This window comes from Myxococcales bacterium (genome assembly GCA_022563535.1).
Classification (GTDB): Bacteria; Myxococcota_A; UBA9160; order UBA9160; family UBA4427; genus DUBZ01.
This window is the reverse complement of record JADFNE010000046.1, coordinates 20,529-34,683: the sequence shown is the minus strand read 5'-3', so window position 1 is coordinate 34,683 and position 14,155 is coordinate 20,529. Positions and strand designations below refer to the sequence as shown.

Sequence of the window (14,155 nt, the reverse complement as noted above, 5' to 3'; positions counted from 1 at the left end):
CATCGACCACTTGGCTGTCCACTTCGACTTCGTCTTGAATGGCCTGGACCATGGCCCCCACACCATCTGTAGCCTTCAGAAGAAGATCGACAACGTCCTGGTTTAACGCGCGAGAGCCGTCGCGGATTTCGTCGAGCAGGGTTTCAGCGCGATGCGCGAAGTTCGAAATGTCCGTGAACCCAAAGGATCCACTTGCACCCTTGATCGAATGCATCGCACGGAAGATCGAGTTGATCGTTTCTTCGTCGGGATCATCGAGGTCGAGTTCAACGAGCCCCGCCTCAATGACTTCAATGCCTTCAGTCGCCTCTTCAAAGAAGAATCCGACCAGCTGGGCTCGCAGATCGTTGCCAGAATCCGACATGCTTTTTAGTCCAGGACCTTCTTGATCGTGGATATCAGCTGATCTGGATTGAATGGCTTCACGAGCCAGCCCGTGGCTCCCCGCTCCTTGGCAATCTTCTTCTTCTCTGGGTCCATTTCCGTCGTCAAAACAAGAATCGGAGTGAATTTAAAATCACTGAGTTTGCGAAGTTCGCCGAGCAACTCGAGACCATCCATGTTGGGCATGTTGATGTCCGTGATTACGAGATCGATCGGCGACTGCTTGGCCTTGGCCAAGCCGTCAACTCCGTCCTCGGCCTCGACAACGCAATGCCCGGCTTCGACAAGGGTTCCTTGAACCAATTTTCTCATCGAAATTGAGTCATCAACGATCAATACATTTGCCATTTTCCCCTCGCAGTCGAATTCGGTGTGCCTAGCGTCCATTCGGATGCCCGCAGATCAGCAGTAGATTCTCTCCCGATCTTCGTTTTGTTCATTCAGCTTTCCTCGGCTCCGGGTGAGCCTTCGACGAGCTCGAGTTCCGACTCCAGATCGAGAACTCGCGCAATGTTTTTCAAAGAATCGGATGTCGACTTCCAGCTGACTTCGATGTCCTGCTCCCGCGCCTCCTTGAAAAAGGCGCTGAGCAGCTGGGCAATCGAGGTGTCTATGCGATTTACACCGTTCGCGTCGAGCTGAATGGGTAAGCGCAGATCGAGCGCGCTCATGAGTTCGTCATGGACGGAACTCGCCTGGGAAATGTCCAGATTTCCAGACCAGATCAGCGTCGATATGCTGTCGTCTGCCATGTCGTCTTCGTGCGCAGTGAATGGACTCCACCCGAGTCGAGAAACATCTCACACAGATTGATATTTCGGCTGTTGTGGGAATACCTTGACCCTAAGAACCGACGATGAACGTATCTCGAGATCGCGTCCCCAGGGTTGTCCGCCAAAGAGCCAGGGTCACGAGTTCTGAGATCCGATTCGGCTGCGATGGCCCCCCAGAGCGGCGACCGAGGCTCTGATGAGATCGATTGGGTTCGACTCACCCTTTTCCTCGGTGGCAACTCCAGTGGTTATCCCCAGATCGCATGAGATATTCCTGGGCCCGTGGCGACGGAATCCAACAGACGCACATATGCGTCCCAGCGCAGTCACTGCACCCGAGTGATCGGTATACGGAAAGAGCAGAGCCATTTCTGAGCCCGTATGACGGGCTACGAGATCACAGGCGCGCAGACCTTGCAGTAGATGCGACTCCACGTCCGCCATGATCTCCAGTGCGAACGCACGACCGTGTTCTATCTTGATGTCGGTGAGATTCTCGAGACTAACTAGACCCAGACTCAAGGGTTGACCCGAGCTCTTCGCATCGGCGAGTTCCAATCGAATTCTCTGCATCAAAACCGTTCGATCCATGCGCGGAGCGGCAGATCGCCAGGTCCTATCGCGACCAGTCACCGAGCTGGTTCGTTCAGACGCCGCCAACAACTCACCCGATCGCTCAAAGAAGTCTTTGATCGCTTTGGCGGTGTTCGGTCTTTGGATCAGATCGACGGCACCGGCGGAACGGGCGCGAAAAGCCCGACTTGGGTCACGCCGAGCGTTCATCATGAAAGCCGAGCAGCGCGACGTGATCGGATCGCGACGCCAGCTTTGAATCAGAGAAAAAGCCGAGGCATCTGGTAGCTCCCAGGAGACCAGCGCCAGGCACGGAACGTTGGCGCGAATCTTCATGTCCGCTTCAGCGGCCGTTCCTGCCGACACGACGCGATAGCCCCGTGCCTCAAAAAGGGCTCGCATCAAGTAGCGTTGACTCAGGGAGGGTTCGACCAGCAGGACCAGACGACTCTTAGCGTGCTGATCGACGGCGCCGACACTCAATCCTTCGACACCTGTATGCGCTCGCACTGACTCGAACATCATGTCATCCAGCTTCGACTGCGCTGCCGTATAGACGGGGCAAGGTTGCGTGGGGGACACGAACCGAAGCGCGTGCCACGAGGTGAATCCTCGGCAGTGCGTTCTCCATCCATGAGGTGCCAGCGAGGGTTCGGGTGGGTAGTGCGTGCGAATCAAAAAAGCCCGGCGATTCTCTTTGCTTACCGCACCCAGGCCTGTAGCGATTCTCGGCCGTCAACCCATCCGGGCATACATACCGGCGAGCACGAATCCCGCCGAGATGAAGCCCAATAATGCAGCGGTGAGGGCCACCTGACCTGCGCGGTGATGGCGGTGCGCGATGACGCGATCCGCCAAAGGGTCAGCGGGGTCCAGCGTAAACGATCGCGTCATCCGCAGCTGTCTGCTCCAGCGCAGACCGAGACCTCCTCCGACCACCATGGAGAACACGCATGTTTCGTGAAAGCGCAAAACCCAGACGGCGTTGCTGCTCCAAACGGAGAGATCTTCGCGACCGAGGAAGTAGAGTTTCAACCCGTAGGAGGCGATGAATCCGAGCACCAGGCAAGTGGCAGTGATCATCATCGCACGGTGTCGGCTTGGATTGCCGGCTCTGAGCTGTGCCAGCCCATAAAACGCGGATCCAACCACCAGTCCCATATTGAAGAATGCACACGTCCAATAGATGACTTTCGGGTCCATTCGCCAAGCCCCTCGAGATGTGATCGCTATGCGCAACTCGGCTTGCGCATAGCGCACGGTGCCAGAGCAATTACTCCTAGCATAGCGCTTCAACATACGCAGACCGGAGGACTTCCCTGCGAGGCTGCGACCCTTTGGTTAGCATTGCGGAATGGCTGTTGTTCATACGATTGTGGAAACGATTCCCGCACCCTTTGGCCCGTCTCGCCTGTCGGAAATGGCTGAGCCGCCGCGCGCGCCCTGCGAGGAATTGAACCAATGAGGCCTGTGCTCGACGCGAAAACGGTGCGCGAATGGGGTGAGCGCTATTCGAACTGGGGGCGCTGGGGAGACGACGACGAACGGGGCACGCTCAATTTCATTACTCCGGGTCGGATCTTGAACGCGTGCTCGATCCCCCGCACGGGACGTGTCACGTCGTGCGCTCTGCCGTTCGATGAGCACGGCCCCCAGACCGGTGTCGGCGGACGATACAACCCGATCCACGTCATGTTGGCGGATGGCGGCGACGCTCTAACGGGCGCACAAGATCATTTCCCCGGCGGCTTTCGCTACGCCGACGACGCCATTTCAATGCCCCTCCAGTGCGGCACCCAATGGGATGCCCTGTCCCACATCTACTACGACGGGTTGATGTACAACGGTCGAGATATTCGCCTGGTGACGAGTCGAGGGGCAGAAGCCAATTCGATCGATCGACTCAAAGCGGATGTGGTCGGACGTGGCGTGCTACTCGATCTGCCTCTCGTTCGCGGCTGCCGTTGGCTCGACGACGGTACCGCCATCATGCCCGAAGATCTCGACGCCTGCGCGGAAGAGCTAGGCGTGACGATCGAGTCCGGCGACATCTTGCTCGTGCGAACCGGCATGATGACCCGTTGCCTCGAACAGAAGTCCTGGCATGGCTACTGCGCGGGCCCGGCGCCGGGCCTTTCGCTCTATTGCGCACGTTGGCTCTATGAACGCGAGATTGCCGCGGTCGCGACCGATACCTGGGGTGTCGAAGTCAGACCCAACGAAACGGCCGATTGCTTTCAACCGCTCCACATGGTGTGCATTCGAAATACCGGGATAACCTTTGGCGAGATCTTCCAGCTGGACGATCTCGCGGAGGCCTGCGCCAGGGACGGCAACTATTCGTTCCTGTTTACGGCCGCGCCGCTGCCGATCACGGGGGCCGTGGGATCTCCGATCAATCCTCTGGCCATCAAGTAAACGAAGCCGCGGGGCGAGCACGACCAGAACAAGGGGTACCAAGAATCCCTGGGAGCGGATCGATAGACCCTCTGGAAAGCGGCTACGGCGTCCGCGCTCCCAGGGCCGGTGGCGCTGGGAAACCTTGCATTCCCCCACAACACCGAATCTTCTTGACGATTGATGTTCGGCTTGCGTTCAGAACGCCGCCACCTCACTCGCCGTAGAATCGCTACATTTCACTTGATACCCCCTTGTCCCGGCATAGAAATGTCCAGCAGGGCCCAGTACCCCGCATCCGACTCCCGCTTTCCAGGGTGGGCGCCGCTCCTACCCCTACGGGCCGCCTCCCCGCGACAACGCCAAGTCCCGATCGCGAAACCCAGACCGCGCGTTCACCAAGAGACTCGGGGATGAGTGAGATCCCCTGCTCCCAACGTATCGGAGACGCGAGAGCCGGTCCACTGAGACTTGCATCCAGAGCACAATCATCGGCCCACTTCGAGAATCGAGGCTAGACTCGGGCGCCGCCTAGCGTCGACAAGTCCGGCGCACCCGTCACCGCCCTGGCATGCCAAACCAACACTCAGTAAGGGGAATTTGTGTGGAACGTCGTGTTACTCGCAGCAGCCCGTTGAACAGACCCCGCCTGCGCCGGGTTGCCACGAGTCGCAGCGCATGAACGCCCGACTCGTCCTCTATGCGATGCTCTCGGCCGTGATGGCCGTGAGTTGGGCGTCGACCTGCGTGATCTATCGAGCCGCTGAGATCGGCAATCTGGTCGCTCCGATCGACAACCGGTACTCAGGCAACCTCGACGCGGTGGTGGTCGGGAGCGGCAACGGGTTCGAGAACCCCGAACGCATGGGTCCCGCCATTGCCATCGGCTGGGAAGAACGTCTGCTACTCGTCGATGCCGGGCGAGGCGTCGCCGAGGCGTTGCGTTCCGCATCGATCCCCCTCGCCCAGCCCGAGGCGGTGCTGCTGACCAACCTGCTGCCGGAAAACACGGTGGGGCTGGACGATCTCCTGCTCACCGGGTGGCGTCAGCCCCGGCAGCAGCCGCTCCGGGTATACGGCCCTCCTGGAACTGCGGCGCTGTGCGAATCGTTGATGCAGACCCATCGAATCGGTGTTGAAGCCGAGGCCCGCGGTCGCGGACTTCCGCTCGAGGGAGCCATGCTCACAGGCTTCGACGTGGACCCCGGCTGGACAGCAGAACTCGACGACCTCGTCATTCTCGCCAGCGACCTGCCCGGCGGACCCCTCCCCGCCCTGGCCTGGCGCTTCGAACGCAATGGGCGCTCGATTGTGGTCGCTGGCGCGGGCTGGGCAGCGGAGGCGGTGATCGAAACCGCCATGGGCGCCGATGTGCTCTTCCACGAAGCGACGATCATTCCCGATGCCGACACTGCCGAAGAAGCCGGCATCACGATCGACCCCGAGTTGCTGCGACTCGAAGCCGCACTTCACACCGCCCTGATCGACGTGGGCGGCATCGCGGAGCGGGCCAAGGTCGGCACCCTGGTCTTGTACAGAATGCGCCCGCCACCGTTCTATGACTTCGAGGTGTCGAGCACTGTGAGAAAGACCTACAGCGGCGACATCGTCATCGCGGCGGACGGCGAAGAGGTCAAGACACGTCGTCCATGATCCGGTCTCGACCGGGATCATTCTTCAGATCAGGATGCCCTCTGGATCGAGTTCGTCCAGCAACTCTCGTGCGCGCAGGTGCCAGGGAAGCGGTGGCGCTGGGCGATCGTCGAATGCGCGCTCTCCGACATAGCGACGGCGTTGTTGGACGTAGTAGTCCTCTCCCCGGGTAATGCGAATGGCTTCGTCGATGATCCGCAGCGCGCCATCGCGGTCGCCACGCACGAATAATACTTCGGCCAAGGTGTCGAGAATGGTCGGATCACTGTACTCCGTGCGGTCGGCCGCACGCTCGGCGAGTTCCAGGGCCGCCAGCAGTTGCTCCGCGTTGGCGTCACTCTCGGTCGCCATGCGCCAGGCGATCTCGTTATCGCTGCTGGCACCCATTTCCGATACCGCCAGCAATTGCCATGCATAATCCTCGAGAGCGTGCGACTCACGCAGTACCAGCGTCCCCACGTTCACCAAAGCAAGCGCCGTCAGCCCGGCAATCCCCCAGGCGAAGCGCCGAACCCAAGGTCCTGCCGGGTGCAACATCACGGCCTTTCCGGCTAAGAGACGAGTCGTGCAGTAGCCCGCGACAAAACCTCCCAGATGTGCTTCGCCCGCGACAAAGGGAAGTGTGAAGCCCGTGAAGCCCTCCATCAACAGCAGGGCGATAAACGGTCTGCGCGGCACGCGCCACCAGACGGGAAGCCGATCACTGTGATTCAATTCGAGACACAGCGCCGCTCCGGCCAACCCCATCACAATGCCCGACGCCCCCATCACGGGGTTCTGGCTGGCGGCATAGCTCGACAGCATGGCCACGAACCCTGATGCGCCCATCACGACCCCGGTGCGGAGCGGGCCCAGGGGTCGCTCGACAAGCAGCGACAAACCCAGCAGGCCAAGCAGATTCAAGATGAGGTGCAGGGGAACGGTCGATACTCCGTGCAAAAAGTTGGCACTCACAATGCGCCAAAACTGGCCCGCGTCTATGAGAAGCGGATTCAACGCAGCAATTTGTTCGACGAACGGGTCTCGATACTGCACCAAATAGACCACGATGCAGAAGAACGAGAACCAGCGCGCGACTCTCTGGGGCGCCGGTCGGCGGGCAAAGCCATGCACCTGGGAAACTCGGGCGAGTTGTTCCAATCCGAAGGGTTGCCGAGCGATCGCTCGAGAAAGGCATTCTGTCAGGCGCTCGGGACCGTCGTCGTCGCGAAAGCGGCCGCGGCGAAACGACATGATGTCCTTGCGGGTTCCCAGCCAGAAACCGTATCGCGTCGCGGCAAAGTGCGTGATGTCGCGATACGGAATTGTCTTGGAGTGCAGCCAACTCCGCGGAGCAGGAAGGCGAAGGGCGTCCTCGCCCAAAATGAATTCCATTCCGCGGCGAGACAGCGCAACTCGCTCCTCATCAGCCACGCGGTCTGGAGTTCCGTCGTCGGTGAGAGTTTCAGAACTCACGCTTCGAATATCGCCTTCGCGATCGAGTCAGTCCTTCTTGGCGACCGCGATCGTCGGAAATACCCTCGTGTAGACCAGGAACACGAAACCGTACGCGCCAAAGAATCCGAGGGCGATCAGGATCTGGTACATGCCGAGGTACGAAGTGCTGTCGTTCTTGATGACCGAAGGCCATATCAGCAGGTTGCGTTCGAGCCAGAAGCCGAACAGAACGATCGCGGCAACAGGACCGAGAACCCAAGTGGTCTTCTTGGCCACTTGACTCAAAAGAACCCAGAACGGAATGATCCAGAGACAGGCCCAGGTCGTCATCGCGGTCCAGCCATAGGCGTTGTTCAGTCGTGTCCAATCGAAGTCCCAACTCGACCACGCCTTGGCCCAGGACGCCGCGCTGACGGCGCCCTTGTCGATCACGAACTGATTGCCCAGGCGATCCATGAAGAACTGGGTCTCTTCCGGAAGGTTGCCGTACCAGATCACCAGGTACTGCGACCAGAAGAGGTACATCCAGAAGATCGAGAAGGCGAACATCAGTTTGCCGATGTCGTGCATCCGATCCTCGGTGATCAACCCCTCGAAGCCCGGAGCACTCTTGTAGAACGTGCAACAGAGCGCAACCGCCGCGACCGCCGAGAGAATACCTCCCCAGGTCACATAGGCGCCGAACAGGGTCGAGAACCAGGTCTGCTCCATGGACATCACTTGATCGAATATGAAAAACGAAAAACCAAATGCGTAGAAGAATAGAAGCGGTGCCGCACGCTTCGATAGCAACGCGAAGGCTGCATCACGCTCTTCGACATCACCCTTCCAGTTGGCAGTCCATCTCTTGGCCATGTTCTGGGCAAAGCCCGTGGCCTTACCGTCGAGATTGTCGGCGAGGCCCTTGAGCATGGGGCGGTTCGAAACCTTGAGGAACCACACCGTCGACAGGGCGAGTACACCCAGAATGAACAGGTCCGTTCCATAAACCCGGGTCGTGTTGAGCCAAACCTCCTTGCCGTGAACTGCACCTTCGCGCTTCCACTCGAAGAGGTAGTCCCCACCAAAGTAGCCGATGCAGGCGAGGACGAAGGAGATCGGCACCCAGGCCGCCAGTGCTTCGAACATGCGACGCAGCGGGCCGGGCCAGTTGGCACTCACCACCACCATGATGGCGGCAAAGGCCAACCCACCCAGGGACAGCGCGAGGAAGTAGATGAAGTTTGCGTGATACGCGAGCCAGGCCACCTGCGGATCGGTCGCCAGCGCGACGACGAATGCAATGACTCCGACCAGCGCCAGGAACGCGCAGATCGAGGTCAGGGGCTGGGGCAGACTCCGCGAATAGGCGACTTCCAGTTCTTTTGCGGCGGAACTCACGAGCGGCCTCCCTGACCATTCAGGTCGCGCAGGAAGTTGACGAGATCCCAACGTTCATGGGGCGGGATCCGATTGTAATTGGGCATGCGTCCGCGACCGTTGGAGATCGTGGTGTAGATATGACCGTCGCTGAAGAGTTTGGCCATGCTCGTCGGCCCACCTACGGGGAGAACCATGCCGAAAGGCCCGTCCGTGCCGAAGGGCGGACCCGCCAAGGGGCCGTCGCCCAAGCCTTCTGGTCCGTGGCACGTCTCGCAGTACTGGTGGAACAACACTTCGCCGCGCTTCAGGGACTGCAGGGTCGCGGGAACCGTATTGGGTAGTTTGTCTTGCTCCGCCATGGTCATGCTGGCGAGATCCGGGACCGCACCCCATCCCAGGGGAACCGTGCCTTCGGGTGGAGAGAACCCTACGATTTGACCAGGGTGGGTATTTTCTTCAAAGGCCTGCACCGTGATTTGCCGCTTCATCTGCGGAAACCAATGGCCGTCGTCGACCTGCTCCCAGCAGCCGAAGGAAAGCGGCAACACCAGGAAGATGAATCCCAGTCGAAGACCGGATCCGTTCCCGCGCGATCGCCGTCTACTACTTGTCTGCATCTCACTCGACAAGGGTCACCTCCTTGGCCGACTGGGCTCGCAGCAGCGCATCCACTTCGGCGACGTCCCGTTCCCCGCAATTCACCACCACACCGAATTCTTCCGCGGAAAATCGCGGGCTATAGTGCTTGTCCATGGTGAAGCGAGGGTAGAGCCCACCGGCGAGCAACATTCCAACGAAGGTCAGGAGCCCGCCGAACAGGATCGTGAGCTCAAAGCCGATGATCACATAGGGTGGGATCGAGGCGAATGCCTTGCCGGCAATCTTCACCTGCCAATCGAGACTCATCCAGATCTGCATCGCGAAGCCTGTGACCACGCCAGTGAGACAGCCGATCAGGGTAAACCATCGGACCAGACTGGGTCTTACATCGAGTGCGTCATCGATCTCCGGGAAGGGCGCGGGGGTGTAGGTCTCGAGATCGTCGAAGCCGCGCTTCTTCAATTTCGTGATCACAGTGACCACGTCGTCGGGTCGGTCGAAGATGCTCACTAACGTCGGCATCAGTGCGCTCCTCCGTGAGCCTTCTCGTGAATGATGAGCTCCTTGATTTCGTAAATTGCGATGATCGGACCGCCCTTCAAGAAGAGAATGAAGAACATGCTGAACCAGCAGAAGCTACCGGTCAGGATCGAAAGCTCGGCGAAGCTCGGGATGTACAGACCCCAGGCCGCAGGAACATATTCGCGGGATAGCGACGAAATGATGATCACGTATCGCTCGAACCACATGCCAATGTTGATCAAGACGCAGAGCACGAACAGGAATGGGACATTTGTCCGCAACTTCTTGAACCACAACAACTGCGGGAGCACCGCGTTGAAGATGATCATGCACCAGGTCGAGAACCAATAAGGCCCGAAGGCGCGCAGCCAGAACGAAGTCTGTTCAAATTCTACGCCGCTGTACCAGGCAATGAAGTACTCCATCGCATAGGCGTACCCGCAGATCGTCGAGGTCAACAGGATGAACCTGGACATGTTGTCCAGGTGATAGTCGGTGATGTACTCCTCGAGTCCGTAGATCCGCCGCACCGGAATCATCACCACCAACACCATGGCGAAGCCGCCGAAGACCGCGCCTGCCACGAAGTACGGGGCGAAGATCGTGGTGTGCCAGCCGGGTACGATGGACATCGCGAAGTCCCATGAAATCACCGAGTGCACCGAAAGCACCAGCGGCGTCGCCAGGCCCGAAAGGTGAAGCACAGTGCGGTTATGGGCCTTCCACTGGCTCGACTTTCCCTGCCAGCCCAGCGAGAGGATGGAGTAAACGAATTTGCGAATGCCCGTGGTGCGATCGCGTGCGATCGCGAAGTCGGGAATCAAACCCACGTAGAAAAAGACAATCGAAATCGTCATGTAGGTGTTGACGGCAAACACATCCCAGACGAGCGGGCTCTTGAAATTCACCCATAATCCGCGCTGGTTCGGGTACGGAATGAGGAAGTAGAACTTCCAAAGTCGCCCGATGTGGATCAGTGGAAACAGCGCAGCGGTGAGGACCGCGAAGACCGTCATCGCCTCGGCGCTGCGGTTGATCGCGTTTCGCCACTTGGCGCGAAACAGGAAGAGGATTGCCGAGATCAGCGTGCCTGCGTGGCCGATGCCGATCCAGAACACGAAGAGCACGATGTAGACGGCCCAAAAGACCGGCGCTTGATAGCCCGCGATCCCCAACCCGACGTAGGTCTGATAGGCGAGCATGGCGACTGCCTGGCCAACGCCCAGCAACGCCAGGCCCAGGATCAAGAACCACGGCAATGAAGCACCCCGGGTGATCACCGACAGAATGTCGATGTTGGCCTGGGAGTCCTGAGGGACCGCGTTCGGGCTCATCGCAGGAGCTGCGGTGGCAGGAGGAGTCATCCGTGGGACCTCTCGTCATCAGCGCGATCGACCTGTTTCAAATAGGTAATCGCCGGTCGCGTATTCAACACATGCAGTGAGTGGTACGCGCGCTTCTCATCGCTCGAAGTGACGACCACCTTGCTCTTCCGATCCTTGGCATTGCCGAACTGAATTGCCTGACTTGGACACGATTGCTGGCATGCCGTTACCACTTCGCCGTCGGCGATCGGCCTGTTTTCGTCCTTGGCCGTCTGCTGGGCCGTGACGATGCGCTGCACGCAGAAAGTGCACTTCTCCATCACTCCCTGCTGGCGCACCGTGACGTCGGGGTTGAGCATCAGGTTCATGTTGCCGGGCCAACACTCCTGGCTGTAGTCGAAGTAGTTGAAGCGGCGAACCTTGTAGGTGCAGTTGTTGGCGCAGTACCGGGTGCCCACGCAGCGGTTGTACACCATGCCGTTCAGACCTTCTGGTGTGTGGTAGGTCGCGATCACCGGGCAAACCGACTCGCAAGGAGCGGCGCCACAGTGCTGACACAGCATCGGGGCGTAGCGAACGTCCGTCTTGCCGAGCGCTTCGCGATCCGGATGCGGCCGCCGCTCGTATCCATCCTCGCGGTCGCCATCGTCCACATAGCGCTCGATGCGGATCCAACTCATCTCCCGGTGCCGGGTCATGCCCTCTTCACCGACGATCGGAATGCTGTTTTCGGTGTAACACGCGGCAACACATGCGCCGCAGCCCGTGCACTTGTCGTTGTCGATCGACATCGCCCAGCGATACTCGCTGTCGGGATGGGCGTCGTTCTCGGTGTTGTAGAGCGCGATGATTTCGTGCGATTCACCGTGGCCAGCAGAAGCCGCTGCGGCCCCGTGGGCTGCGCCATGCTCGTCACCGTGACCTTCGTGATGACCTTCGCGATGACCCGCTGCAGCGACAACACCGTGGTCGTCGCCGTGGACACCGCCCATTGCGAGCGCCGCCAACGAGATTGTCGGAGCCAACTTGCGGCCGCGCTGGTTGTCGGTGAACTGGGTGAGGGGAATGCGCTGGTAGCCCACCGGGCCAGACACGCTGGCCTTGGTGGAGAGCCAGGCGCGACCGCCCTTTTCGTCCGTGGCATCGGACAGAATCGAAATGACGCTGACGCCTCGTGCCTTACCCGGCTGGCCGTCTCCAGCGAGGGAAGCGTAGTGTCCCACGGTATGGCCCTGACCGATCGCGATCGCGATCACGTTGTCTTGAATGCCGCCCCGGGGATAGACCGGAAGCGCGATACTGCCGGCGTCCGTCTTCACCTCGACGACTTCGCCGTAGTCCACACCGAGCTTCGCGCAGGTGCGATCGCTGATCTCGATCCAGGACAGCCAACTCGCCCGGGCTACGGGATCCGGAATTTCTTGCATCCACGGCAGGGTTGCCGCGCTGCCGTCGCCGATGAACGAGTGCGGGTAGGCGACGAGCGTGTACTCACCGCTGCCGCTGAGCTCGGGTGCCGCAATTTTGATCTGAGAGACTGTTGCCACAACCGCCGTCGATCCCGGGGCGACCGGTGCGTACACGCCGCCATTTTCCAGGTTTTGCCGCCAGTCACTGCCCGACCAGGCGCTCTTGAGCCGGTCGAGGAAGCTGCCCTCGCCGAGCTTGGCTCCGGTTTCGCGACCAATTGCGAGCAAGCTGTCGCCGAGCCCCTGGGTATCGAAGAGCGGTCGAATCGTCGGCTGGATCAGGGTTCGAATCCCGGATCGCGGCGAGACATCGCCCCAGGACTCGAATGCGTCGTGGTCGGGTAGAACCAGATCCGCCGCCTCTGAAGTCTCATCCGTGAGCGTCGCGAAGGAAACCACCGTTCCCACCTTGGCCAACGCAGCGACGAAGCCAGATGCCGCCGGCAACGAATAGACTGGATTGGAATTGTGGATCAGCAGCATGTTTACCTTGCCGGCCTTCATGGCTGCGATCAGCGCCTGGATCTCGCTGTACGGGGCGCTGTGCTCGGCGCTGTCCTCGGCGGGTATCTTGAGACGCGTTCCCTCGCCGCCGAGCAACACGTTCAACAGCAGAACCGCAGCCGCATCCGAGGTCCCGGAACTCGACGTAGCGGAGACACCCGGAGGCATGGCCACAGCGTGGTCGGCTGCGAGCAGCCGGGCCACCAGGTCGTCGAAGCTGTGCTGGTCTACTCCGGCTTGCTTGAGCAGTTGACCGGTGTTCTGACCCTTGAAGAGATCCTTGACGCTTCGCAGGTCGCCCTTCTTGGCGACAAGGGCCGAACTCTTCTTGGGGAAGATCGCCATGGCAAGCGCGAGCGCGAGAGCTCCCTCGCCACCGGGAGTGCTGTGGATCCATTTGTCCGCTTTGGATGCGGTCATCGAGAGCCGCGGCCCAACGCTGATCAACACTGCGCCGCCGTGATTGCTCAGATCCTTGGCCTGCGAAAATTGTCGTGCGTGTTCGACGGGTGACAGTCCCTGGTCGAGAAAGTCGGAACTGAAATCGAGCACGAGATCCGCGCTGCTGAGGTCGAACTCGGGCAGCACGTGGCGTCCAAACACCATCTTGGTGGCGGAGCGAAGGGATTCGTGGGCGAAGGGTTCGTAGACGACCCGGCCTCCTGCGCCAGTCGCGCTCACCCATTCGTCCATCAGCTTTGAAAGTGTGGGGCCCACGGGGCCGCCGAGAATCCAAGTGCCCTTGGGTGAAGCTTTGAGTGATTTTGCGACCTTGGCCTGGGCGTCGGCCCAGGAGATTGGAGTCGACCCGTTGCTGCCCTTGACCATTGGGCTTTCGTAGCGGTCCGGGTGATAGGTGCGTCCCAGTCCAACCTGCCCACGCGCGCACAACGTACCCTGGTTGATGGGATGATCGGGATGTCCTTCGAGCTTGATCGGTCGCCCGTCACGGGTGGTGACGTGCAAACCACACCCGACGGGACACTCCATGCACGTCGAGGAATAGATGGTGGAAGTTCCCGGGACGATCTCCTCGGGCTGAATCACGTACGGGATCAGCTTCTCGATGGGGTCAACGGTGCAACCCGCTCCCGCAACGGCGCCGGTGGAAGCTCCCAGCAGTTTTAGAAAATCTCGACGATCGAGTTCGGGCATG

General features: G+C 60.1%; 13 protein-coding genes. 2 read left to right on the top strand and 11 right to left on the bottom strand.

Translation table 11 applies throughout. From position 1 onward, the window contains the following. From IH881_14140 to IH881_14120, 5 genes are all read right to left on the bottom strand, one after another. Nucleotides 1-364 (bottom strand): Hpt domain-containing protein (locus tag IH881_14140; protein ID MCH7868832.1); only part of this gene is annotated, 364 nt, incomplete at its 3' end. Nucleotides 365-369: 5 nt separating this feature from the next. Further along, on the bottom strand, nt 370-732 hold the full coding sequence (locus tag IH881_14135; protein MCH7868831.1) for a response regulator: 363 nt from the start codon (nt 730-732) through the stop codon (nt 370-372). A 92-nt stretch (nt 733-824) separates the two neighbouring features. Next, the gene (locus IH881_14130; protein MCH7868830.1) at nt 825-1,136 is read right to left on the bottom strand and encodes an STAS domain-containing protein; all 312 of its coding nucleotides are present in this window, start codon (nt 1,134-1,136) and stop codon (nt 825-827) included. A gap of 156 nt (nt 1,137-1,292) precedes the next feature. Beyond that, on the bottom strand, nt 1,293-2,255 hold the full coding sequence (locus tag IH881_14125; GenBank protein ID MCH7868829.1) for a diguanylate cyclase: 963 nt from the start codon (nt 2,253-2,255) through the stop codon (nt 1,293-1,295). Nucleotides 2,256-2,465: 210 nt separating this feature from the next. Beyond that, nucleotides 2,466-2,933 carry a hypothetical protein gene (locus IH881_14120; GenBank protein MCH7868828.1) on the bottom strand — a complete coding sequence of 156 codons (468 nt, stop codon included), beginning with the start codon at nt 2,931-2,933 and terminating at the stop codon, nt 2,466-2,468. A gap of 258 nt (nt 2,934-3,191) precedes the next feature. On the opposite strand from IH881_14120, the gene IH881_14115 reads away from it, so the two are divergent. Together IH881_14115 and IH881_14110 are read left to right on the top strand one after the other, a co-directional pair. After that, nucleotides 3,192-4,148 carry a cyclase family protein gene (locus IH881_14115; GenBank protein MCH7868827.1) on the top strand — a complete coding sequence of 319 codons (957 nt, stop codon included), beginning with the start codon at nt 3,192-3,194 and terminating at the stop codon, nt 4,146-4,148. Between the two features lie 657 nt (nt 4,149-4,805). Further along, complete coding sequence (locus IH881_14110) at nt 4,806-5,780, top strand: hypothetical protein (protein ID MCH7868826.1); 975 nt, start codon at nt 4,806-4,808, stop codon at nt 5,778-5,780. A 24-nt stretch (nt 5,781-5,804) separates the two neighbouring features. Here IH881_14110 and IH881_14105 read toward each other — a convergent pair whose 3' ends face one another. Genes IH881_14105 through IH881_14080 form a run of 6 tightly spaced genes read right to left on the bottom strand, consistent with a single transcriptional unit; the run spans nt 5,805 to nt 14,154 of the window. Continuing rightward, nucleotides 5,805-7,235 (bottom strand): rhomboid family intramembrane serine protease, encoded by a 1,431-nt coding sequence (locus IH881_14105; protein ID MCH7868825.1) that lies wholly within the window; start codon nt 7,233-7,235, stop codon nt 5,805-5,807. Between the two features lie 27 nt (nt 7,236-7,262). Beyond that, nucleotides 7,263-8,597 carry a hypothetical protein gene (locus IH881_14100; protein MCH7868824.1) on the bottom strand — a complete coding sequence of 445 codons (1,335 nt, stop codon included), beginning with the start codon at nt 8,595-8,597 and terminating at the stop codon, nt 7,263-7,265. Next, nucleotides 8,594-9,208: a cytochrome c gene (locus IH881_14095; GenBank protein MCH7868823.1), complete on the bottom strand. Its 615-nt coding sequence runs from the start codon at nt 9,206-9,208 to the stop codon at nt 8,594-8,596. Before IH881_14095 ends, IH881_14100 begins: the two co-directional genes overlap by 4 nt. Beyond that, complete coding sequence (locus tag IH881_14090; GenBank protein MCH7868822.1) at nt 9,198-9,701, bottom strand: DUF3341 domain-containing protein; 504 nt, start codon at nt 9,699-9,701, stop codon at nt 9,198-9,200. The genes IH881_14095 and IH881_14090 overlap by 11 nt, the downstream gene beginning before the upstream one ends. After that, nucleotides 9,701-11,065, bottom strand: coding sequence for a polysulfide reductase NrfD (gene nrfD, locus IH881_14085; GenBank protein MCH7868821.1), 1,365 nt, complete (start codon nt 11,063-11,065; stop codon nt 9,701-9,703). Before nrfD ends, IH881_14090 begins: the two co-directional genes overlap by 1 nt. Beyond that, complete coding sequence (locus IH881_14080; protein MCH7868820.1) at nt 11,062-14,154, bottom strand: 4Fe-4S dicluster domain-containing protein; 3,093 nt, start codon at nt 14,152-14,154, stop codon at nt 11,062-11,064. The genes nrfD and IH881_14080 overlap by 4 nt, the downstream gene beginning before the upstream one ends. Nucleotide 14,155 lies beyond the last annotated feature (1 nt).